The sequence below is a fragment of the Streptomyces sp. NPDC046759 genome (genome assembly GCF_040645475.1).
GTDB lineage: Bacteria > Actinomycetota > Actinomycetes > Streptomycetales > Streptomycetaceae > Streptomyces.
On record NZ_JBEYYJ010000023.1, the window covers coordinates 50,886 to 73,601 of the forward strand.

Consider the following 22,716-nt stretch of genomic DNA (forward strand, 5'->3'; position numbering starts at 1 on the left):
CAAGTTCATCCACGGGTGAGCTGATCCGCCGGGCCGGAGCCGTGGCTGCCCGGTTTTGTGCGCACATCGCCGGGAGGCTTCTCCTGCCTCGCCCCCGCCGGTGCGGCAGTGGGCGGCCTCCACCTGGAAGGGCGTACGAGGCGCCTTAGGGTGGGAGTATGGGCGGCAGCGTGGTGACGCTGTTCCTGTGCGGTGACGTGATGCTCGGGCGCGGCGTCGACCAGATCCTGGCGCACCCCGGAAGTCCGGTGCTGCGCGAGGACTACGTCCAGGACGCCCGGTCGTACGTGGAGCTGGCCGAGGCGGTCAGCGGTCCGATCCCCGCGCCGGTCGCCCCTTCCTGGCCGTGGGGCGCGGCGCTGGGGCTCCTGGAAGAGCTCGCACCCGAGGCCCGGATCGTGAATCTGGAAACGGCTGTCACACGCAGCGACGAGTTCGTGCCGGGGAAGGCGGTCCACTACCGGATGCACCCGGCCAACCTGCCCGCCCTGACGGTGGCCCGGCCCGATGTGTGCGTCCTGGCCAACAACCACGTGCTGGACTTCGGCCGGCCGGGACTGGAAGAGACGCTGGACTCGCTCGCCGGTGCGGGGCTTCGGGCCGTGGGCGCGGGACGCGACGCCGGCGAGGCCTACGCCCCCGCGACGGTCCCCGCCGCGCCCGGCCACCGCGTCCTGGTCCTCGCCCTGGGATCGCCGTCCAGCGGCATCCCGCCCGACTGGGCGGCGACCGAGGAGGAGCCCGGAGTCGCCTGGGTCCCCGAGCTGTCGGCGGCGGCGGCCGAGGCCGCCGTCCGGCGGGTGCGCCGGGCGAAGCGACCGGGGGACATCGCGGTGGTGTCGGTGCACTGGGGTTCCAACTGGGGCTATCCCGTCCCCCGTGAGCAGGTCCGCTTCGGGCGTGCCCTCGTCGACGGCGGGGTCGACATCGTCCACGGGCACTCCTCGCACCACGTCCGCCCCCTCGAGGTGTACCGGGGCCGGCTGATCCTCTACGGCTGCGGCGACTTCATCGACGACTACGAGGGCATCGGGGGTTTCGAGCAGTACCGCGACGACCTCCGGCTCGGCTACCTGGCCTCGGTGGACGCGGACACCGGGTGCCTGACGGGCCTGCGGATGATCCCCCTGCAGGCGCGCCGGATGCGGCTGGAGCCGGCGGGGGACCAGGACACGGCATGGCTGTGCGCGACCCTCGACCGCATCAGCCACGGCGTACGCATCCGCAGGGGGACCGACGGCACGCTCGCCCTCGCGGCGGGGCCGGCGGGCGTGGGCGGATGAACGTGGGCGGATGGACGTGTGCAGGTGAGCATGGGGGAGCCGGGCGTTGGACGTGTGCAGGTGAGCACGGGGGAGACGGGCGTCGGGCGGTGCGGTGGCGGTACGGCCGAAGGGCCGGGGGTACCCGGCCGCCGGCAGACGTCTCCTGAGGAGGTGACTCGGATGCTGTTCTTCGGACTGCTCCTTCTCGCGGGCGCGGGCGCCTTCACCGCCCTGGCGATCGCCGGCAATCTGTCCGGCGGGCCCGACTACTCCGTTTCCGTCCTCGGCCACGACATCGCCACCATGAACGGTCTCGCGCTGTTCAGCTCGGGTCTCGCGCTGGCGCTCGTCTTCTGTCTGGGCCTGGCTTTGCTGGCGACGATCGCGGTCCACCGGCACCGTCACCCCCGCGGTCCCAGGGGACGCAGGACGCAGGACGCGACCACGCTCGGCGGGATGACGGGACCGGCGGGACCGGGAGCGCAGGCCTGACCGCTCGGAGGCCGCCGATCGTGTCGCGCCGCGGCCGGGCGCGTCGCGGCCCAAGGGGGCGTTTGAAAGCCCAACAAGACATCGCGCGCGCTCCTCGTGCACGATGACTGAAGGCCCTGTTCGGCGACGGCGCGCCACAGTCGCGGCACGCCGGCCCTCGCACCCCTGCCTGCACGGTCGGCGGTGGACCCGCGGCGGCGAGCCGAGCTGCGCGGGGGACTGGACCGCGCCCGGAGCCGCGCTCCGACGGAGGGACGAGCGATGACGACTGCGAAGGACATCATGCACCCGGGTGCCCAGTGGATACCCCGGCACGAGACGCTGGACCGCGCGGCGCAGATGATGCGGGACCACGAGGTGGGCGCACTCCCGGTGAGCGACCCCGACAACAGCGACCGGATGTGCGGCATCATCACCGACCGCGACATCGTGGTGAAGTGCGTGGCCTCGGGGCACGATCCCGCGCGGGTGACGTGCGGCGACCTGTGCGAGGGCACGCCGCGCTGGATCGATGCCGCCGCCGACATCTCCGACGCCCTGCGGGAGATGGAGAGTCATTGGATCAAGCGGCTCCCGGTGGTCGAGAACAAGCGCATGATCGGAATGATCAGCGAGAGCGACATCGCGCAGCACCTGAGCGACGACCAGCTGGCGGAGTTCGTCCAGCGCGTGTACGCGACCTGATCGCCAAAGAGGACGCCGCTCCGCGGCCGCAGGCGCCTGCCCACAGCGCCGAAGCGGCCGCGGGGCGGCGTCCGCTGCTGCCGTCCGCCCTGCGCTGCGGAGCCTTGTGCCGGATCCTTGACCCCTGCTTCGGCCTCCGCGATGCTGTGTTGCGAAAGGTGAGAGGCGTGCCGTAATAGGCAACACCTTGATTCTCCGTCAGCCGAGGAGTGGCCATGGCTCAGCAGGTCCGCGCTGTCGTCGCGCGAAGCAAGGGCGCCCCCGTCAGTCTGGAAACGATCGTCGTTCCCGATCCCGGCCCAGGCGAGGCGCTGGTCACGATCGAAGCCTGCGGGGTCTGCCACACCGACCTGCACTACCGACAGGGCGGCATCGGCGACGACTTTCCGTTCCTGCTGGGGCACGAGGCGGCCGGAGTGGTGGAAGCGGTGGGTGAGGGCGTCACGGACGTGGCCCCGGGCGACTTCGTCGTCCTGAACTGGCGCGCGGTGTGCGGCCGGTGCCGGGCGTGTCTGCGCGGACGGCCCTGGTACTGCTTCAGCACGCACAACGCGAAGCAGAAGATGACCTCGGCCGACGGCACGGAGCTCTCGCCGGCGCTGGGGATCGGTGCCTTGGCCGAGAAGACCCTCGTGGCGGCGGGCCAGTGCACCAAGGTCGACCGGGCCGCCTCGCCCGCCGCCGCCGGCCTGCTCGGCTGCGGCGTGATGGCCGGCCTCGGCGCGGCGATCAACACCGGGAACGTCGGCCGCGGGGACACCGTCGCCGTGATCGGGTGTGGCGGCGTCGGCGCCGCGGCGATCGCCGGATCGAACCTGGCGGGTGCGGCCAAGATCATCGCGGTGGACATCGACGACCGCAAGCTGGACACCGCGAAGAAGCTGGGCGCGACCCACACGGTCAACTCCGGGCAGACGGACGCGGTCGACGCCGTGCGCGAGCTGACCGGCGGGTTCGGCGCCGATGTCGTGATCGAGGCGGTCGGCCGTCCGGAGACGTACCGGCAGGCCTTCTACGCCCGCGATCTCGCCGGCACCGTCGTCCTGGTGGGCGTGCCCACGCCCGAGATGAAGCTCGAACTGCCCCTGCTGGACGTCTTCGGCCGGGGCGGGGCGCTGAAGTCCTCCTGGTACGGCGACTGCCTGCCCTCGCGTGACTTCCCGATGCTCATCGACCTCTATCTGCAGGGCCGCCTCGACCTGGACGCCTTCGTCACCGAGACCATCGCGCTGGACGAGGTCGAGAAGGCCTTCGAGCGCATGCACCACGGCGACGTCCTGCGCTCGGTGGTGGTCTTCTGATGCCGTCCGGGACGCCGGGCGCCCGCATCGAACGTCTCGTCACCTCGGGCACGTTCTCACTGGACGGCGGCACCTGGGACGTCGACAACAACGTGTGGATCGTGGGCGACGACACCGAGGCCGTCGTCATCGACGCCGCCCATGACGCCGGTGCCATCGCCGGGGCCATCGGCGGACGCACCCTGCGGGCCATCGTGTGCACGCACGCGCACAACGACCACATCGATGCCGCTCCCGAGCTCGCCGCCCGGACCGGTGCCCCGGTCCTGCTGCACGCCGACGATCTCCCGCTGTGGAGACAGACCCATCCCGACCGGGCGCCCGACGGCCCGCTGACCGACGGTCAGTGCCTCACCGTCGCCGGCGTGGAGCTCACCGTGCTGCACACGCCGGGACACGCGCCGGGAGCCGTCTGCCTGTACGCCCCGGGCCTCTCGGCGCTGTTCAGCGGCGACACGCTGTTCGCCGGCGGGCCGGGCGCGACGGGACGGTCGTACAGCGACTTCCCGACCATCGTCCGGTCGATCAGGGAACGCCTCCTCGCCCTGCCGGCCGGCACCGTGGTGCACACCGGCCACGGCGACACCACCACCGTGGGCGCCGAGGCGCCACACCTCCAGGAGTGGATCGAGCGCGGCTTCTGACCGCCCGGCGGTAAGCGGCCCTGCCCCGGTGACGGACCGAAGCGGACGGCACCGTCGGCGGGGCCGTCGCCGCACCCCCCAGCGGCGCCTACCTACCCCTGTTGACCTGCGCTTTCGAGGGTGCTGTGGCATGTCCGGAAACCGGTCGCCGGACGCCGTGCAAACCGGCCTGTGGACTCCTTGACAAGCCTTCGGCGCGGCCCGCAGACTGGCGTTGCGCTAATCGCAATCCGTTTCGCTATACGCACCGAGGTGTCATGATGATTCCCGCGTGCCGCCTCGCGGATCTGCCGCGAGGCGAGGCCCACCGGCTCGACATCGATCCGCCGGTCTCGGTGTTCCACACCGACGACGGCGAGCTCTTCGCCATCGACGACACCTGCACCCACCAGGACGCGTCGCTCGCCGACGGCTGGCTGGAGGGTTGCGAGGTCGAATGCCCCCTGCACGCCTCGAAGTTCGACCTGAGGAGCGGAGCCGTGGACGCGCCTCCGGCCAAGCTTCCGGTCCGCACCCACGAGGTCGTCGTCGAGGACGGCGTGATCCATGTGCGGCTGTCCACGCAGGCGCCCAACCTGCCGCCGTGCGTCGCCGCCCGCCTGGCCAAAGGCCCCGCGTGAGAACCGTGGCCGTGGTGGGCGCCTCGCTGGCCGGTCTGTCGGCCGCGCGTTCGCTGCGGAAGCGGGGGTACGACGGCCGGCTGCTCGTCGTCGGCGACGAGATCCACCGCCCGTACGACCGGCCGCCCCTGTCCAAGGAGTTCCTGACCGGTGCCGTCGGCGAGACGGAACTGGCGCTGGAGCGGGACGACGAGGAGCTCGGGGCGGAGTGGGTGCTCGGCGCCCGGGCCACCGGACTCGACCGCGCCGAGCGGGCGATCCGGCTCGCCGACGGCCGGCGGATCCGCGCCGACGGCCTGGTCATCGCCACCGGCGCGGCCGCCCGCACCCTGCCCGGCACCGCGGGCCTCGCCGGAGTCCATGTGCTGCGCACGCTCGACGACGCCCTGGCCCTGCGCGCCGACCTGGCCCGCGGCGGCCGGCTGGTGGTGATCGGCGGCGGGTTCATCGGAGCCGAGGTCGCCTCCACGGCGTACGCCCTGGGACTCGACGTGACCGTGGTCGAGGCGGCGCCGACGCCGCTGGCCGGGCCGCTCGGCGAGACCCTGGGCGGCGTCGTCTCCGCCCTCCACGCCGACCATGGCGTACGGCTGCTGTGCGGGGTGGGCGTCAAGGGGCTGGGCGGGGAGCGCCGGGTGGAGGCCGTACTGCTGGAGGACGGCCGCAGGGTTCCTGCCGACGTCGTGGTCGTCGGCGTGGGCGCACGCCCCTGCGTCGAGTGGCTGGAAGGCTCCGGCATCCCGCTCGACAACGGCGTCAAGTGCGGCGCCGACGGCCGCACCGGGGTGGCTCAGGTGGTCGCCGTGGGCGACTGCGCCAACTGGTACGACCCGCGGACCGGAGCCCACCGCAGGGTCGAGCACTGGACCGGGGCGCTGGAACGGCCGGACGCCGCCGTGGCCGCGCTGCTCGCCCACGGTGCGACGGAACCGGGCCTGCCGCGGCCGCCGTACTTCTGGTCCGATCAGTACGGAGTGAAGATCCAGTTCGTCGGCCATGCCGCGGGGGCCGACAGCGTGAGGGTCGAGGAGGGCTCGACCGACGACCGCAGTTTCCTCGCCGTCTACCGGCGGGCCGGACGGCCGGTCGCCGCGCTCGGGCTGAACCAGCCCCGGCTCTTCACCCGGTGGCGCCGGCAACTCGCCTCTGCCACGACTTGACACCACTCAGGGGGCATCCCATGCTGCGTTGCACATGAAACGCAGGGTTGCCCCATGCACAACACCGCCATGCGCAACGGCGCCAAGCGCAACGCCGACCGAAGTCGCTCTTCCCGGCGCGTGACCCACCGATCCACGACGTTTCCCGAGGAGTGCACCGTGACCTCGACCAGCCTGCCGGACAGCCTGATCGCCACCCTCCCCGGCTCCGCCTACACGGATCCCGGCGTCTTCGCCCAGGAACAGGAGCGCATCCTCGAGGCGATGTGGTTCTGCGTCGCACGCTCGTCGGATCTTGCCGGGCCCGGTGCTTTCCGCACTGTCGACGTGGGCCGCGAGAGCATCCTCGTCACCCGGGCCCGGGACCACTCGATCCGCGCCTTCTTCAACGTCTGCCGGCACCGCGGGGCCAAGCTCTGCACGGAGGGGACGGGCGAGGTCAAGCGGGCCTTCCAGTGCCCGTACCACGCATGGACCTACGACCTGAACGGCAAACTGGTCGCGGCGCCCAACCTCACCAAGATGCCCGACGTCGGCCGCACCGAGTACGGCCTGGTGAGCGTGGCCGTCCGGGAATGGCTCGGCTACGTCTGGGTCTGCCTGGCGGAGAACCCGCCCTCCTTCGAGGAGGACGTGATCGGGGCGGTGGTCGAGCGCCTGGGCGACACGGCGTCGATCGAGCGCTACGACATCGAGAACCTCTCCGTGGGCAAGCGCATCGTCTACGACGTCAGGGCGAACTGGAAGCTCATCATCGAGAACTTCATGGAGTGCTACCACTGCGCCACGATCCACCCCGAACTCACCGAGGTGCTCCCGGAGTTCGCCGACGGTTACGCCGCGCAGTACTACGTCGGGCACGGCGCCGAGTTCGGTGCGGAGGTCCAGGGCTTCACCGTGGACGGATCCGAGGGCCTGGGCCGCATTCCGGGAGTGTCCGAGGAGCAGGACCGCCGGTACTACGCGATCACCGTCAAGCCGCAGGTGTTCATCAACCTGGTGCCCGACCACGTGATCTTCCACCGGATGTACCCGGTGGCCGTGGACCGCACGGTCGTCGAGTGCGACTGGCTCTACCTGCCCGAGGTGGTGGCGGGCGGCAAGGACGTCAGCCGGTCCGTGGAACTCTTCGACCGGGTCAACCGGCAGGACTTCGACGCCTGCGAGCGCACCCAGCCCGGCATGAGCTCACGGCTGTACGCCAAGGGCGGCGTGCTCGTGCCCAGCGAGCACCACATAGGCGCCTTCCACGACTGGGTGAACGAGCGCCTCGGCACGGGCAGCCCGCAGTGAGCGGGAGCCCCTGGCCCACGCGGGGGGCGGACGCGGGCCGTGCGGCGGTGGTGCTGCGTGTGCTCAGCCGAGGTATCCCATGCGGTGACTGATCTCCTCGGCGCCCTTGACCAGCACCGGAGCCAGCTCGTGCATACGCTCCTCGGTGAACCGGTAGGAGGGTCCGGAGGCGCTGATCGACGCGATGACATGGCCCTCCCGGTCGCGGATCGGGGCGGCCATGGCGTGCAGCCCGATCTCCAGCTCCTCCAGCGTCCAGGCGTATCCGCGCTCGCGCGCCTCGGCGAGGGCCTTCTCCAGCTTCGCCTTCGAGGAGATGGTGTGCGGCGTCAGCTTCTTCAGGCCGGCCTCCGCGACCAGCGCGGCGCGTTCCTTGGCGGGCAGGTGGGCCAGCATGATCTTGCCGCTGGAGGTGGCGTGCACCGGGGTCAGCTGACCGACCCAGTTGTGCGCGGTGACGGCGGCCGTGCCGCGCACCTGGTAGAGGTTGATCGCGTAGTGCTCCTGCATCACCGCGATGTTGACCGTCTCGCCGATCTCCTCGGCCAGGCGCTCGCACACCGGACGTCCCTGCTGGGTGATGTCGATCCGTCCCGTGACGGCACCCGCAAGGCGTACGATGCCGAAGCCGAGGCGGTACTTTCCGCGCTCGCCCGCCTGTTCCACGAGGCCGCGCGCCTCCAGGGCGCCGAGCAGACGGAAGGCGGTCGACTTGTGCACATCGATCTCGCCGGCCACCTCGCTCACCCCGGCCTCGCCCCGCTGGGCCAGGATCTCCAGGACGCTGATGGCCCGGTCGACGGACTGCACCCCGCCGGGCGATGAGCCGTTCGTTTCGGTATCCGGGCTGTAGTTGCTCATAGCGAAACTATACGCGCAGTAAACAACGTTCGCGCAAGTAACGCGCAGTGAACAAAGATCTTACAGGTTGCGTTGGTCGCAACCTGGTGCGTATAGCGATACCCGTACTAGCATGCCCCCCACATCGACGGCGCGAGCGAGACGAGGCACCATGGCTCCCTTGCAGTACGACTTCGTCATCGTCGGCGGCGGTTCGGCCGGCAGCGCACTGGCGAACCGTCTCTCGGCCGACCCCGGGAACCGGGTGCTCGTCCTGGAGGCCGGGCGCTCCGACTACCCCTGGGACGTGTTCATCCACATGCCCGCGGCGCTGACCTATCCCATAGGCAGCCGCTTCTACGACTGGAAGTACGAGTCCGAGCCCGAACCCCACATGGGCGGCCGGCGCATCTACCACGCCCGCGGCAAGGTACTCGGCGGCTCCAGCAGCATCAACGGCATGATCTTCCAGCGCGGCAACCCCATGGACTACGAGCGGTGGGCGGCCGAGCCCGGTATGGAGACCTGGGACTACGCCCACTGCCTGCCCTACTTCCGCCGGATGGAGAACTGCCTCGCGGCCGACCCGGACGACGAGTTCCGCGGCCATGACGGCCCCCTCGTCCTGGAGCGCGGCCCCGCGACCAATCCGCTGTTCACCGCCTTCCTCAAGGCCACCCAGGAGGCGGGCTACGCCCCGACCGACGACGTCAACGGCTACCGCCAGGAAGGCTTCGCCAAGTTCGACCGCAACGTCCACCGCGGGCGCCGGCTCTCCGCCTCGAAGGCGTACCTCAAGCCCGCGATGAGACGTCCGAACCTCACGGTGAAGACCCGCGCCCTCGTCACCCGGGTGCTGTTCGAGGGCAAGCGGGCCGTCGGTGTCGAGTACCGGCGCGGCAAGGGCGCTCCCCAGCAGGTCCGCGCCGGCGAGGTCGTCCTGTGCGGCGGCGCGATCAACTCCCCGCAGCTGCTGCAGCTCTCCGGCGTCGGCAACGCCGCCGAGCTGTCCGCCCTGGGCATCGACCCCGTGCACCATCTGCCGGGCGTCGGCGAGAACATGCAGGACCACCTGGAGGTGTACGTCCAGTACGCCTGCAGGCAGCCCGTGTCCGTGCAGCCGTACATGGCGAAGTGGCGCGCCCCCCTCATCGGCCTGCAGTGGCTGTTCCGCAAGGGTCCGGCGGCCACCAACCACTTCGAGGCGGGCGGCTTCGCCCGCAGCAACGAGGACGTGGACTACCCCAACCTGATGTTCCACTTCCTTCCGGTCGCCGTCCGCTACGACGGCTCCTCGCCGGCCGGCGGCCACGGCTACCAGGTGCATGTCGGACCCATGTACTCGGACGCCGTCGGATCGGTGAAGATCAGGAGCAGGGACCCGCGGGAGAAGCCCGCGCTGCGCTTCAACTACCTCTCCACCGAGCAGGACCGCCGCGAGTGGGTCGAGGCGATCCGTGTCGCCCGCAGGATCCTCGAACAGCCCGCCCTCGCCCCCTACAACGGCGGCGAGATCTCACCCGGACCCTCCGTCGGGACCGACGAGGAGATCCTCTCCTGGGTCGCCAAGGAGGGCGAGACCGCGCTGCATCCCTCCTGCACCTGCAAGATGGGCACCGACGACATGTCCGTCGTCGACCCGCTGACCATGAGGGTGCACGGACTGGACGGGCTGCGGGTCGTGGACGCGTCGGTGATGCCGTACGTCACCAACGGCAACATCTACGCACCGGTGATGATGATCGCCGAGAAGGCGGCCGACCTCATCCTCGGCAAGGAGCCGGCGGCGCCCTCCAAGGCCGCGTACTACCGGCACCGCGACGCCCAGAAGCAGGCCGGGTAGGCGATGGACGGCGAGGCGCTGCGGGCGTTGCTCGGCCGTGTCCGTTACGAGGTGCTGCCGGCGCGGGCCACCGAGGAGAAGGTCCTCGCGCATGTACCGCGTGACGTCATCGTCACGGTCACGGCGTCGCCGGTCAGAGGACTGGAGCCGACGCTCGATCTCGCCGAGCGGCTCGCGGCGCACGGTTACCGCGTCGTCCCGCATGTGCCGGCGCGGCTGCTGCGGGACGACGCGCACCTGAAGGACGTCGCGGAGCGGCTGCGCGCGGGGCGTGTCGACGACGTCTTCGTCCCGGCGGGCGACGCCGATCCGCCCGCCGGGCCGTACCACGGAGCGCTGCCCGTGCTGCGCGGGCTGAGCGACCTGGGCAGACCCTTCGCGGACATGGGGATCACCGGCTATCCGGAGAGCCATCCGCTCATCGACGACGACATCACCATCCAGTCGATGTGGGACAAGCGGGCGCACGCCACCTACATCGTGAGCAACCTGTGCTTCGATCCGCGCGTGCTCGGCGACTGGATCGCGCGGGTCCGGCGCCGTGACGTCACCCTGCCCGTCCACGTGGGCGTCGCCGGGCCGGTCCAGCGGGCCAAGCTGCTGTCGATGGCGGCCAAGATCGGAGTGGGGGAGTCGACACGCTTCCTCACCCGGCACCCGTCCTGGTTCCTGAGGTTCGCGGCACCGGGCGGATACGCCCCCGAACGCCTGCTCACCCGCTGCGCGCGGGCGTTCACCGCACCCTCCGCGGCAGTGGCCGGCCTTCATCTGTTCACCTTCAACCAGATCGCCGAGACGGAGCGCTGGCGCCGTGCGGCTCTGGACCGGCTGGGCGGCTGACGCGCGCGGGAGCGACGCGGTGGCGACCGAATCGAGATGCACCGACCCCTTGACGGGTCTCGTCCGAGTCGGCCAGGGTGTTCCACCACAAGCAATTCAATGCACAATGCGCAACGAATTTCTTCGAAGGGCGCGGCCGTGGCAGATCTGTACGTGGACGGAGAATGGCGCGCCCCGGTGGCCGGCGGCCACCGGGAGATCCGCTGTCCGGCGGACGGTACGCCGGTTGCGACGGTCTCGGAAGCCACCCGCCCCGACGCCGAGGCGGCGATCGCCGCGGCCCGGCGCGCCTTCGACGAAGGCCCCTGGCCACACACCCCCGAGCGTGAGCGCGGCGCCCTGCTGCTGCGCGCGGCCGACATCATCGAGCGCGACGCCAAGGACTTCGCCCGCGCCGAGTCCCTCGACACCGGCAAACGCCTGGTGGAGAGCGAGTACGACATCGCCGACGTCGTCTCCTGCTTCCGCTACTACGGCGGCATCGCCGGCACCGGCGCCGGCCGGGTGGTCGACACCGGCCGCGACGACGCACTCAGCCGGGTCACCTACGAGCCCGTCGGCGTCTGCGGACTGATCACCCCCTGGAACTACCCACTGCTGCAGGCGAGTTGGAAGGTGGCTCCCGCCCTTGTCGCGGGCAACACCGTCGTGCTCAAACCCAGCGAGCTCACGCCCTCCACCTCGATCCTGCTGATGAAGGCGCTCGAGGAGGCCGGGCTGCCGGCCGGCGCCGCCAATCTCGTGCTGGGAGCCGGAGCCGAGGTCGGCGCGCCGCTCGCCGAGCACCCGGCCGTCGACATGGTGTCGTTCACCGGAGGCCTGCAGACCGGGCGGCACATCATGGCCACCGCCGCGGCCACGGTGAAGAAGGTGGCCCTCGAACTCGGCGGCAAGAACCCGAACGTCGTCTTCGCCGACGCCGACTTCGCCACCGCAGTGGACTTCGCGCTCACCGCGGTCTTCCTGCACTCCGGACAGGTCTGCTCGGCCGGCGCCCGCCTCGTCGTCGAGGACTCCCTCCACGACGCCTTCGTCGACGAACTCGTGCGCCGCGCCCGACGGATCCGCCTCGGCGGGCCCTTCGATCCCGAGGCCGAGACCGGCGCGCTGATCTCCGCACAGCACCGGGAGAAGGTCGAGGCGTACGTCGCCGCCGGCCTGGCCGAGGGCGCCGTACTGCGCTGCGGCGGTGCCCGCCCCGACGATCCCGCGCTCGCCGGCGGCCACTACTACCCGCCCACCGTCCTCGACGAGTGCCGGCAGGACATGCGTGTGGTGCACGAGGAGTCCTTCGGCCCCGTCCTCACCGTCGAGCGCTTCCGCGACGAGGACGACGCCGTCCGCATCGCCAACGACACGGAGTACGGCCTCGCCGGAGCCGTCTGGACACAGGACGCGGGCAAGGCCCAGCGGGTGGCCCGCAGGCTGCGCCACGGCACGGTGTGGATCAACGACTACCACCCCTATGTGCCCCAGGCCGAGTGGGGCGGTTTCGGGCACTCCGGCGTGGGCCGTGAGCTGGGGCCCACCGGCCTGGACGAGTACCGCGAGCCCAAGCACGTCTGGCAGAACATCCAACCCCGGCCGCAGCACTGGTTCCGCGGCTGAACGCCGAAAAGAGGTCGATCATGACCCCAGCACAGACCGAGGTGTCGCAGCCGCGCGGCACGTCCCAGGACACCCAGGCGCGTACCCCGGTCATCTCCGTGCGCCGGCTGTGGAAGGTGTTCGGGCCGAAGGCGGACGAGGTGCCGGACTCCGCGGAGCTGTGCGGACTCACCCGCCGCGAGCTCATGGACCGCACCGGCTGCACCGCCGCCGTACGGGACGTGAACTTCGAGGTCTCGCCCGGCGAGGTCTTCGTCGTCATGGGCCTGTCCGGCTCCGGCAAGTCCACCCTGGTGCGATGTCTGACCCGGCTGATCGAACCCACCGCCGGGGAGGTCGTGTTCGAGGGCGAGGACATCCGCGGCGCCGACCGCAAGCGGCTGCGCGAACTGCGGCGCAGCAAGTTCTCCATGGTCTTCCAGCACTTCGGTCTGCTGCCGCACCGCAAGGTCGTCGACAACGTGGCGTTCGGCCTGGAGATCCGCGGCATGGGCAGGGCCGAGCGGACCAGGAAGGCCATGGAGGTCGTCGAACTGGTGGGCCTCGCCGGGTACGAGAACTCCTACCCCGACCAGCTCTCCGGCGGCATGCAGCAGCGCGTCGGCCTGGCCCGCGCACTGGCCGGCGACCCCGACGTCCTCTTCTTCGACGAACCGTTCTCCGCGCTCGACCCGCTGATCCGCCGCGACATGCAGAGCGAGGTCATCCGGCTGCACCACGAGGTCGGCAAGACCATGGTGTTCATCACCCACGACCTCTCCGAGGCCCTGAAGCTGGGCGACCGCATCCTGATCATGCGCGACGGGAAGACGGTCCAGTGCGGCACCGGCGACGAACTCGTCGGAGCCCCGGCGGACGACTACGTACGGGACTTCGTCAAGGACGTGCCGCGCGGCGACGTCCTCACCCTGCGCTGGATCATGCGCCCCGCCGAGCCCGACGACGCCCTCGACGGACCCGAGTTGGGGCCGGACGTCGTCGTGCGCGAGGCCACCCGGGCGGTGCTCGCCGCCGCACAGCCGGTCAAGGTCGTCGAGAACGGCAAGCTGCTCGGCATCGTCGGTGACGAGGAGATCCTCTCCGTCGTCGCCGGCCGGCAGGGCGGTGCGTGATGGCCGTCGCCGCCGACGCGACCCCGCCGGTCGCGACCGTCCGCGAGAGGGTGAGCCGCCCCATGGTGGTGGCCGCCGTCCTGATCGCCTGGCTGGTGCTGTTCACCGTGCTGCGCGGCCGGCAGACTCTGGCCCTCGCCGCGGCCGACCTCACCGGCCTGCACCGCTGGCTGAACGACGTCAACGACACCATCGGGGCCAACCGCAACTCCAACCCGGTCTTCCTGTACTTCTTCAACGAGATCCGGCTGGTCATCGACAACCTGGTGACCTTCGTCCAGTCCCTGATCTCCCAGCCCAGCGGCTCCCGGCCCGTCCCGCAGATCGGCTGGCTCGGTGTCGTCGGCCTCACCGGGTACGTCTCCTGGGCCGTGGGCAACTGGCGGGTCGCGCTGCTGGCCGTGGCCGGCTTCACCTTCTTCGGGCTGCAGGGCCTGTGGCAGGAGAGCATGGACACCCTGGCGCTGACCCTGTCGGCGGTCATCGTGGCGCTGCTCATCGGCATCCCGCTGGGCGTGTGGGCCGGTCTCTCCGACCGGTTCAACCGGATCATGACGCCCTTCCTGGACTTCATGCAGACGATGCCGACCTTCGTCTATCTGGCCCCGCTGACCCTGATCTTCCTCATCGGCGGGGCCTCCGCCGTGATCACCACGGTGATCTACGCGGCGCCGCCCGCCATCCGCATCACCGCGCACGCCATCCGCTCCGTGCCCGAGACCACGGTCGAGGCGGCGGACTCGCTCGGCACCACGCGGTCGCAGCAACTGCTGAAGGTGCTGCTGCCGATGTCCAGGCGCACGGTGGTCATGGGCGTCAACCAGACCATCATGGCCGCCCTGGCCATGGTGACCATCGCCGCCCTGATCGACGCGCCGGGCCTCGGCAAGACCGTCGTGCAGGCCCTGCAGTCGCTCGACGTCGGCACGGCCTTCAACGCCGGCCTCGCCATCGTCGTGATGGCCATCGTGCTCGACCGGGTCACCACGGCGGCGGCCGCACGCACCGGGGCGCGCCCCACGGGCGGCCGCTTCCCGAAGTGGCGCCGCCCGCTGCTGGTGGCCGGCGGGATCGGGGCCGTCGTGCTGGTCTACCTGTCCCACACCTACGTGTGGGCGGCCGAGTTCCCCGGCAACGGCAGCGCCGGCAGCCACATCGCGAGCGCGGCGGACACGACGACCACCTGGCTCCAGGACCATCTCTCGGGGGTGACCAACGGCATCCGGAACGTCATCACCGACGGTCTGCTGAACCCCTTCCAGACGCTGCTCACGGACTCCCCGTGGTGGCTGGTCGGCGTCACCCTGGTCGCGCTCGGCGCGGTGCTCGGCGGGTGGCGGGCCGGAGCGACGGCCGCCGTGTGCGTCGCCCTGCTGGTCGGCACGGGCGTGTGGTCGGACAGCATGACCACCCTCGCCTCGACGGCCGTGGCCACGGTGCTGGTGATGCTGCTCGGTGCCGTCTTCGGCGTGTGGATGGGACGCAGCCGGGTGGTGGACCGGCTGGTGCGGCCGACGCTCGACGCCGCCCAGGTCATGCCGCCCTTCGTCTATCTCGTGCCGTTCCTCGCCCTCTTCGGGGCCACCCGGTTCACCGCCATCGTCGCGGCCGTCGTCTACGCGGCGCCCGTCGCGATCAAGATCATCGCGGACGGTGTGCGGAACGTCTCCGAGTCCACCGTGGAGGCGGCCACCTCGGCCGGCTGCACCACGTGGCAGATCATCACCAAGGTCCAGCTGCCGATGGCCCGCAGCGCCCTGACACTCGCGACCAACCAGGGCCTGATCTACGTGCTGTCGATGGTTGTGGTGGGCGGCCTGGTAGGGGCGGGCGCCCTCGGCTACGACGTCGTAGCCGGTTTCTCGCAGGGAGAGCTGTACGGAAAGGGGCTGGCGGCGGGGCTCGCCATCGTACTGCTCGGAGTCATGTTCGACCGGATCACTCAGGCTGCGGCACGACGCACCAGGGCTTAAGGAGCACGACACCATGGCAAGACACTGGCGAGCCGGCGCGGCCGGCCTGGCCGTCCTCGGCCTCACCCTGACGGCCTGCGGCGGGGCGAAGGTCGGCGACAGCGCCGCGGCCGGCTCGAAGTCCTCGGGCGGCAAGTGCGGCACCTTCAACCTGGCCGTCAACCCGTGGGTCGGCTACGAGGCGGACGCGGCGGTCGTCGCGTACGTCGCCCAGCACGACCTCGGCTGCACGGTCGACAAGAAGGACCTGAAGGAGGAGATCGCCTGGCAGGGCTTCGGGACCGGCGAGGTCGACGCCGTCCTGGAGAACTGGGGCCACGACGATCTGAGGAAGAAGTACATCGCCGGGCAGAAGACGGCCGTCGAGGCGGGGTCGACCGGCAACAAGGGCGTCATCGGCTGGTTCGTGCCGCCGTGGCTGGCCAAGGCGCACCCGGACATCACCGACTGGAAGAACCTCAACAAGTACGCCGACCGGTTCAAGACGTCCGAGTCGGGCGGCAAGGGCCAGCTGCTCGACGGTGACCCGTCGTACGTCACCAATGACGCGGCGCTGGTCAAGAACCTGAAACTGAACTTCAAGGTGGTGTACGCGGGCAGCGAGACCGCGCTCATCCAGGCCTACCGCACCGCCGAGAAGAACAAGCAGTGGGTGATCGGCTACTTCTACGAGCCGCAGTGGTTCATGTCGGAAGTGCCGCTGGTGAAGGTCGGCCTCCCCCCGTACACGAAGGGCTGCGACGCCGACGCGGCGAAGGTCGCCTGTGACTATCCCGTCTACGACCTGGACAAGATCGTCAGCGCCCGGTTCGCCAAGTCGGGCAGCCCGGCGTACAAGCTGGTGAAGAACTTCCACTGGACGAACGACGACCAGAACACCGTGGCCAAGTACATCGCCGTGGACAAGATGTCGGACGACGCGGCGGCCAAGAAGTGGGTCGACGCCAACCGCGACAAGGTCGCCTCCTGGCTGAAGTAGCACGAGGCCCGGAACAGGACGGCTGAAGACGCCCGGTGGGCGGTGCGCGCTGTGCGCACCGCCCACCGGGCATTGCCGTGTTTCCGGCTGTTTTCCGACGTCACCGACCCCTTGACACCCCTTACGGCGAGAGGCACATTGAGTTGCGCAGCCTGAAGCAAGTTGCGTACAGAGCAACTTAACCGGTCTCAAGTTCGGAGGTTGGGCGATGGCGGGACCCCGAGTGGTCATCATCGGAGCGGGCGTCGTGGGAGCGGCCCTGGCGGACGAGATCTCCGCACGCGGCTGGACCGAGGTGACCGTGGTCGACCAGGGCCCCCTCCCGGCCACGGGGGGCTCCTCCTCGCACGCCCCCGGCCTGGTCTTCCAGACGAACCCCTCGAAGACCATGACCGAGCTCGCCCGCTACACCGTCGAGAAGTTCTGCTCCCTCGACGTCGACGGCAAGCCCTGCTTCCTCCAGGTCGGCGGCCTCGAAGTGGCGACCGGCCCCGAGCGCCTCGCCGAACTCCACCGGCGCCACGGCTGGATCACCGCCTGGGGCATCGAGGCGCGCCTGCTGACCCCCGACGAGTGCGTCGAGCAGCACCCGCTGCTGAACCGGGACAAGGTCCTCGGCGGTCTGCTGGTCCCCACCGACGGCCTCGCCAAGGCCGTCCGGGCCGTGGAGGCCCAGATCCGCCGGGCCACCGAGCGCGGCGTGCGCTTCCTCGCCCGGCACGAGGTCCTCGACATCCGGCAGAGCCAGGGCCGTGTCACCGGCGTGGTGACCGACCAGGGCGAGATCCCCGCCGACACCGTCGTGTGCTGCGCCGGCATCTGGGGTCCGAGGATCGCCCGCATGGTCGGGATGAACCTGCCGCTCACCCCGCTCGGCCACCAGCTCGCCTGGACCGGCCCGGTTCCCGGCCTCGCCGGCCAGACCGAGGAGGCGGTCCGCCCGATCCTGCGCCACCAGGACGCCGACCTCTACTACCGCGACCGCTTCGACGGCCTCGGCATCGGCTACTACGGCCACCGCCCCATGCCGGTCTCCGCCGACGACATCCTCTCCGTGGACGAGGCCGAGGAGATGCCCTCGGTGCTGAAGTTCACCGAGGAGGACTTCGAGGACGCGTGGAGCGAGACGCAGTCCCTGCTCCCGGCCACCCAGGAGGCCAAGGTCGAGGAGGGCATCAACGGCCTCTTCTCCTTCACCACCGACGGCTTCCCGCTGCTCGGCGAGTCCCCGGACGTGAAGGGCTTCTGGGTCGCCGAGGCCGTGTGGGTCACCCACTCCGCGGGCGTCGGCCGGGCCGTCGCCGAATGGCTGGTCGACGGCTACTGCTCCTCCTTCGACCTGCACGAGTGCGACGTCAACCGCTTCGAGCCGCACCAGCTCTCTCCCGAGTACGTCCTGGCCCGCGACTGCCAGAACTTCGTCGAGGTCTACGACATCCTCCACCCGCTGCAGCCGTCCGGGAAGCCGCGCCCGATCCGCACCAGTCCCTTCCACGCCCGCCAGCAGGAGCACGGCGCGTTCTTCCTGGAGGCGAACGGCTGGGAGCGCCCCCAGTGGTACGAGGCGAACGCGCGGCTGGTCGAAGGCCGTGACCTCCCCACCCCCAACGACTGGGCCGCCCGCTACTGGTCACCCATCGTCGGTGCCGAGGCCCAGGTCACCCGGGAGACCGTCGCCCTGTACGACATGACCGCCCTCAAGCGCCTGGAGGTGAGCGGCCCCGGTGCCGCCGGTTTCCTGGAGGGCCTGGTCACCGGCAAGGTCGCCAAGTCCGTCGGCTCGGTTACGTACACCCTGCTCCTGGACCACGACGGCGGCATCCGCAGCGACATCACCGTCGCCCGCCTCGCCCCCGACCTCTTCCAGGTCGGCGCCAACGGCAACCTGGACCTCGACTGGCTCACCCGCCACCTCCCCGCCGACGGCCGCGTCCAGGTCCGCGACATCACCCCCGGCACCTGCTGCATCGGCCTGTGGGGCCCACTGGCCCGCGACGTGCTGCAGCCGCTCACCGACGCGGACTTCTCGGGCGACGGCCTGAAGTACTTCCGCGCCAAGCGCGCCTACATCGGCCCGGTCCCGGTGACCGCGATGCGGCTGTCGTACGTCGGCGAACTCGGCTGGGAGCTGTACACCACCGCCGACCAGGGCCGGAAGCTGTGGGACACCCTGTGGGCGGCCGCCGAGCCGCTGGGCGGCATCGTCGCCGGCCGCGGCGCCTTCAACAGCCTCCGCCTGGAGAAGGGCTACCGCTCCTTCGGCACAGACATGACCTACGAGCACGACCCCTACGAGGCCGGGGTCGGCTTCGCCGTCAGGCTCGACAAGGGCGACTTCATCGGCAGGGCGGCACTGGAACGGCGCAAGGGCGATGTGCGGCGCAGGCTGAGCTGCCTCACGATCGACGACCCGCGGGCCGTGGTCATGGGCAAGGAGCCGGTCTACGACGGCGACCGCGCCGTCGGCTACGTCACCAGCGCCGCGTACGGCTACACGGTCGGCAAGGGGATCGCCTACGCGTGGCTGCCGGCGGAGTCGGCCGCTCCCGGCACCATCGTGCACATCGGCTATTTCGACCAGCGCGTGGAAGCGGTTGTCGCCGAGGAGCCCTTGTTCGACCCGACCATGTCCCGCCTCCGTGGCTGACCGCGGGAAGGAGAACCGCCGGTGACCGCACAGCTCCTGGACGGCAAGGCCACCGCCGCCGCCATCCGCAGCGAACTCGCCGGGCGCGTGGCCAAGTCGACGGCCCTGACCGGCCGCCCGCCCGGCCTCGGGACAGTCCTGGTCGGCGACGACCCCGGCAGCCGTGCCTACGTGGCCGGCAAGCACCGCGACTGCGCGCAGGTCGGCATCGCCTCCCTGCGCCGCACGCTGCCCGCCGACGCCACCCAGCAGCAGGTCGAGGAGGTCGTCGACGAACTCGACGCAGACCCCTCCTGCACCGGCTACATCGTGCAACTCCCGCTCCCGCGCCACCTGGACACCAACGCCGTCCTCGCCCGCATGGACCCGGCCAAGGACGCCGACGGACTGCACCCGGTCAACCTCGGCCGGCTCGTCCTCGGCGTCGACGCCCCGCTCCCGTGCACCCCGCGCGGGATCGTCGAACTGCTCCGCCGTCACCACATCCCGCTCGCCGGAGCACGCGTGTGCGTCGTCGGCCGGGGCATCACCGTCGGACGGCCCATCGGACTCCTGCTCACCCGCCGCTCCGAGAACGCCACCGTCACCCTGTGCCACACCGCGACCAAGGGTCTGGCCCGGCACGTGCGCGAGGCGGACATCGTCGTCGCCGCGGCCGGCTCGCCCGGACTGATCACGAAGGACATGCTGCGCCCCGGCGCGGCCGTCCTGGACGTCGGCATCACCCGCACCGGGCACGGGCTCGTCGGTGACGTCCACCCGGAGGCCGCCGGGGTCGCCGGATGGCTCGCCCCGATGCCCGGGGGAGTGGGACCCATGACCCGGGCGATGCTGCTCGCCAACGTCGTCGAGGCCGCCGAGAGGAACGCGACCGCCGTATGAACGCTCTGAACACGCCCCTGGCGGAGCTGGACCCCGAGGTCCACCAAGCCCTCCGCGCCGAGCTGCACCGCCAGCAGTCCACCCTGGAGATGATCGCCTCCGAGAACTTCGCGCCCACCGCCGTGATGGAGGCGCAGGGCTCGGTCGCGACCAACAAGTACGCCGAGGGATACCCCGGCCGCCGCTATTACGGCGGCTGCGAACACGTCGACGTCACCGAACGCTTGGCCATCGAACGCGTCAAGTCCCTCTTCGGGGCGGCCCACGCCAACGTCCAGCCGCACTCGGGCGCCCAGGCGAACACCGCCGTGTTCTTCGCCCTCCTCAAGCCCGGCGACACGATCCTGGGCCTCGACCTGGCGCACGGTGGCCACCTCACCCACGGCATGCGCATCAACTACAGCGGCAAGATGCTCGACGTCGTCCCATACCACGTCTCCGAGCAGGACACCCTCGTGGACATGGACGAGGTGGAGCGGCTCGCCAAGGAACACCGCCCCAAGATGATCATCGCGGGCTGGTCGGCGTACCCGAGACAGCTGGACTTCGCGGCCTTCCGCCGGATCGCCGACGAGGTCGGTGCCCTCCTCATGGTCGACATGGCCCACTTCGCGGGCCTCGTCGCCGCCGGGCTGCACCCGAGCCCCGTCCCGCACGCCCACGTGGTCACCACGACCACGCACAAGACCCTCGGAGGTCCCCGCGGCGGCGTGATCCTCACCGACGACGCCGGCCTCGCCAAGAAGATCAACTCGGCCGTCTTCCCGGGCATGCAGGGCGGCCCGCTGGAGCACGTCATCGCCGCCAAGGCCGTCTCCTTCAAGGTCGCGGCATCGCCCGAGTTCGCCGAACGGCAGGCCCGCACCCTGGCGGGTGCCCGCATCCTCGCCGAGCGCCTGACCCGGCCCGACGCGGCCGCGGCCGGCGTGAGGGTGCTGACGGGAGGCACGGACGTCCACCTCGTCCTCGTCGACCTGCGGGACTCGCCCCTGGACGGGCGGCAGGCCGAAGACCTCCTCCACGAGATCGGCATCACCGTCAACCGCAACGCCGTGCCCTTCGACCCGCGCCCGCCCATGGTCACCTCCGGTCTGCGCATCGGCACCCCGGCCCTCGCCACCCGCGGCTTCACCGAGGCGGACTTCGCGGAGGTCGCCGACGTGATCGCGGCGGCCCTCCAGCCCGAGCCGGACGTGGCCGGCCTGCGCGCCCGCACCGCTGCCCTGGCCGCCAGGCACCCGCTCTACCCGCACCTGTCCGGCCCTTCAGGAGACGCCCGATGAGCCCCCGCACCCCCGGCGCCGACCTGCCCGACCACCCCGACCGGCTCTGGCGCAACCCCGACCCCCGGCGGTCGTACGACGTGGTGATTGTGGGCGGCGGCGGCCACGGCCTGGCCACCGCCCACTACCTGGCGCAGAACCACGGCATCACCAACGTCGCCGTCCTGGAGAAGGGCTGGCTGGCGGGCGGCAACATGGCCCGCAACACCACGATCATCCGCTCCAACTACCTGTGGGACGAGAGCGCCGGCATCTACGAGCACGCCCTCGCGCTCTGGGAAGGACTGGAGGAGGAGCTCGACTACCCGATCCTCTTCTCCCAGCGCGGCGTCCTCAACCTCGCCCACAGCCTGCAGGACGTCCGCGACGGCGTGCGCCGGGTCGAGGCCAACCGGCTCAACGGCGTCGACGCCGAGTGGCTCGACGCGGAAGGCGTCAAAGACGTCTGCCCGATCGTCAACACCTCACCCGACGTGCGCTATCCGGTCCTCGGCGGCACCTACCAGCCGCGCGCCGGCATCGCCAAGCACGACTACGTGGCGTGGGGCTTCGCCCGCTCCGCCGACGCCGCCGGCATCGACATCATCCAGAACTGCGAGGTCACCGGCCTGGACGTGGTCGGCAACCGGGTGGTCGGCGTGCGGACCACCCGCGGCCCTATCGCGGCCGGCAAGGTGGCCCTGTGCTCGGCGGGCCACACCTCGGTCCTCGCCGCCATGGCCGGCATCGACCTGCCGATCCAGAGCCACCCGTTGCAGGCACTCGTCTCCGAACTGCTCGAGCCGGTGCACCCGACCGTGCTGATGTCCAACGCGGTCCACGTGTACGTCAGCCAGGCGCACAAGGGCGAACTGGTGATGGGCGCCGGCATCGACGCGTACAACTCCTACACCCAGCGCGGCGCGTTCCACATCATCGAGGACCAGATGGCGGCGGCCCTGGAGCTCTTCCCGGTCTTCGCCCGCGCCCACGTCCTGCGCACCTGGGGCGGCATCGTCGACGTCAGCCCCGACGCCTCGCCCATCGTCGGCCTCAGCCCGGTCGACAACCTCTACCTCAACTGCGGCTGGGGCACCGGCGGTTTCAAGGCCACCCCGGGAGTCGGCTGGGTCTACGCCCACACCATCGCCCACGGCACCCCGCACGCCCTGAACGCCCCCTTCTCGCTCGACCGTTTCACCACCGGCGCGCTCGTCGACGAGCACGGCGCGGCCGCGGTGGCCCACTAGGACCACTAGGGAGCCGAACCC

At 70.9% G+C, this 22,716-nt stretch carries 19 protein-coding genes; 18 read left to right on the plus strand and 1 reads right to left on the minus strand.

Annotation, left to right across the window (positions count from 1 at the left end):
- The first annotated feature begins 158 nt into the window (after positions 1-158).
- From ABZ919_RS27990 to ABZ919_RS28025, 8 genes are all read left to right on the plus strand, one after another.
- The gene (locus ABZ919_RS27990; RefSeq protein WP_361253001.1) at positions 159-1,283 is read left to right on the plus strand and encodes a CapA family protein; all 1,125 of its coding nucleotides are present in this window, start codon (positions 159-161) and stop codon (positions 1,281-1,283) included.
- 162 nt (positions 1,284-1,445) lie between these two features.
- Positions 1,446-1,757, plus strand: coding sequence for a hypothetical protein (locus ABZ919_RS27995; protein WP_361253003.1), 312 nt, complete (start codon positions 1,446-1,448; stop codon positions 1,755-1,757).
- Between the two features lie 261 nt (positions 1,758-2,018).
- On the plus strand, positions 2,019-2,441 hold the full coding sequence (locus ABZ919_RS28000) for a CBS domain-containing protein (RefSeq protein WP_361253005.1): 423 nt from the start codon (positions 2,019-2,021) through the stop codon (positions 2,439-2,441).
- Between the two features lie 215 nt (positions 2,442-2,656).
- The gene (locus ABZ919_RS28005; RefSeq protein ID WP_361253007.1) at positions 2,657-3,742 is read left to right on the plus strand and encodes an S-(hydroxymethyl)mycothiol dehydrogenase; all 1,086 of its coding nucleotides are present in this window, start codon (positions 2,657-2,659) and stop codon (positions 3,740-3,742) included.
- The gene (locus tag ABZ919_RS28010; protein ID WP_361253009.1) at positions 3,742-4,386 is read left to right on the plus strand and encodes an MBL fold metallo-hydrolase; all 645 of its coding nucleotides are present in this window, start codon (positions 3,742-3,744) and stop codon (positions 4,384-4,386) included. Before ABZ919_RS28005 ends, ABZ919_RS28010 begins: the two co-directional genes overlap by 1 nt.
- A 257-nt stretch (positions 4,387-4,643) precedes the next feature.
- Positions 4,644-5,006 (plus strand): bifunctional 3-phenylpropionate/cinnamic acid dioxygenase ferredoxin subunit, encoded by a 363-nt coding sequence (locus ABZ919_RS28015; protein WP_361253011.1) that lies wholly within the window; start codon positions 4,644-4,646, stop codon positions 5,004-5,006.
- Positions 5,003-6,166 (plus strand): FAD-dependent oxidoreductase, encoded by a 1,164-nt coding sequence (locus tag ABZ919_RS28020; RefSeq protein ID WP_361253013.1) that lies wholly within the window; start codon positions 5,003-5,005, stop codon positions 6,164-6,166. Before ABZ919_RS28015 ends, ABZ919_RS28020 begins: the two co-directional genes overlap by 4 nt.
- A 159-nt stretch (positions 6,167-6,325) precedes the next feature.
- Positions 6,326-7,459 (plus strand): aromatic ring-hydroxylating dioxygenase subunit alpha, encoded by a 1,134-nt coding sequence (locus tag ABZ919_RS28025; protein ID WP_361253015.1) that lies wholly within the window; start codon positions 6,326-6,328, stop codon positions 7,457-7,459.
- Between the two features lie 63 nt (positions 7,460-7,522).
- On the opposite strand, the gene ABZ919_RS28030 is transcribed toward ABZ919_RS28025, so the two are convergent.
- Complete coding sequence (locus ABZ919_RS28030) at positions 7,523-8,320, minus strand: IclR family transcriptional regulator (RefSeq protein WP_361253017.1); 798 nt, start codon at positions 8,318-8,320, stop codon at positions 7,523-7,525.
- 151 nt (positions 8,321-8,471) lie between these two features.
- On the opposite strand from ABZ919_RS28030, the gene betA reads away from it, so the two are divergent.
- The 10 genes from betA (at position 8,472) to ABZ919_RS28080 (ending at position 22,695) form a co-directional block, all read left to right on the plus strand.
- On the plus strand, positions 8,472-10,142 hold the full coding sequence (betA, locus tag ABZ919_RS28035) for a choline dehydrogenase (protein ID WP_361253019.1): 1,671 nt from the start codon (positions 8,472-8,474) through the stop codon (positions 10,140-10,142).
- A 3-nt stretch (positions 10,143-10,145) separates the two neighbouring features.
- Complete coding sequence (locus ABZ919_RS28040) at positions 10,146-10,982, plus strand: 5,10-methylenetetrahydrofolate reductase (protein ID WP_361253021.1); 837 nt, start codon at positions 10,146-10,148, stop codon at positions 10,980-10,982.
- A 138-nt stretch (positions 10,983-11,120) separates the two neighbouring features.
- Positions 11,121-12,590, plus strand: coding sequence for an aldehyde dehydrogenase family protein (locus tag ABZ919_RS28045; RefSeq protein ID WP_361253022.1), 1,470 nt, complete (start codon positions 11,121-11,123; stop codon positions 12,588-12,590).
- 20 nt (positions 12,591-12,610) lie between these two features.
- Complete coding sequence (locus tag ABZ919_RS28050) at positions 12,611-13,702, plus strand: glycine betaine/L-proline ABC transporter ATP-binding protein (protein WP_361253024.1); 1,092 nt, start codon at positions 12,611-12,613, stop codon at positions 13,700-13,702.
- Positions 13,702-15,675 carry an ABC transporter permease subunit gene (locus ABZ919_RS28055; RefSeq protein WP_361253026.1) on the plus strand — a complete coding sequence of 658 codons (1,974 nt, stop codon included), beginning with the start codon at positions 13,702-13,704 and terminating at the stop codon, positions 15,673-15,675. The genes ABZ919_RS28050 and ABZ919_RS28055 overlap by 1 nt, the downstream gene beginning before the upstream one ends.
- A gap of 13 nt (positions 15,676-15,688) precedes the next feature.
- Positions 15,689-16,654, plus strand: a complete 966-nt coding sequence (locus ABZ919_RS28060) for an ABC transporter substrate-binding protein (RefSeq protein ID WP_361253028.1) — start codon at positions 15,689-15,691, stop codon at positions 16,652-16,654.
- Between the two features lie 208 nt (positions 16,655-16,862).
- On the plus strand, positions 16,863-19,301 hold the full coding sequence (locus ABZ919_RS28065; protein ID WP_361253030.1) for an FAD-dependent oxidoreductase: 2,439 nt from the start codon (positions 16,863-16,865) through the stop codon (positions 19,299-19,301).
- 21 nt (positions 19,302-19,322) lie between these two features.
- A complete protein-coding gene (locus ABZ919_RS28070) occupies positions 19,323-20,183 on the plus strand; it encodes a bifunctional methylenetetrahydrofolate dehydrogenase/methenyltetrahydrofolate cyclohydrolase (RefSeq protein ID WP_361253032.1) in 861 nt (286 codons plus the stop codon).
- Positions 20,180-21,466, plus strand: coding sequence for a serine hydroxymethyltransferase (glyA, locus tag ABZ919_RS28075; RefSeq protein ID WP_361253034.1), 1,287 nt, complete (start codon positions 20,180-20,182; stop codon positions 21,464-21,466). The genes ABZ919_RS28070 and glyA overlap by 4 nt, the downstream gene beginning before the upstream one ends.
- Complete coding sequence (locus tag ABZ919_RS28080; RefSeq protein ID WP_361253036.1) at positions 21,463-22,695, plus strand: sarcosine oxidase subunit beta family protein; 1,233 nt, start codon at positions 21,463-21,465, stop codon at positions 22,693-22,695. Before glyA ends, ABZ919_RS28080 begins: the two co-directional genes overlap by 4 nt.
- Positions 22,696-22,716: the final 21 nt, after the last annotated feature.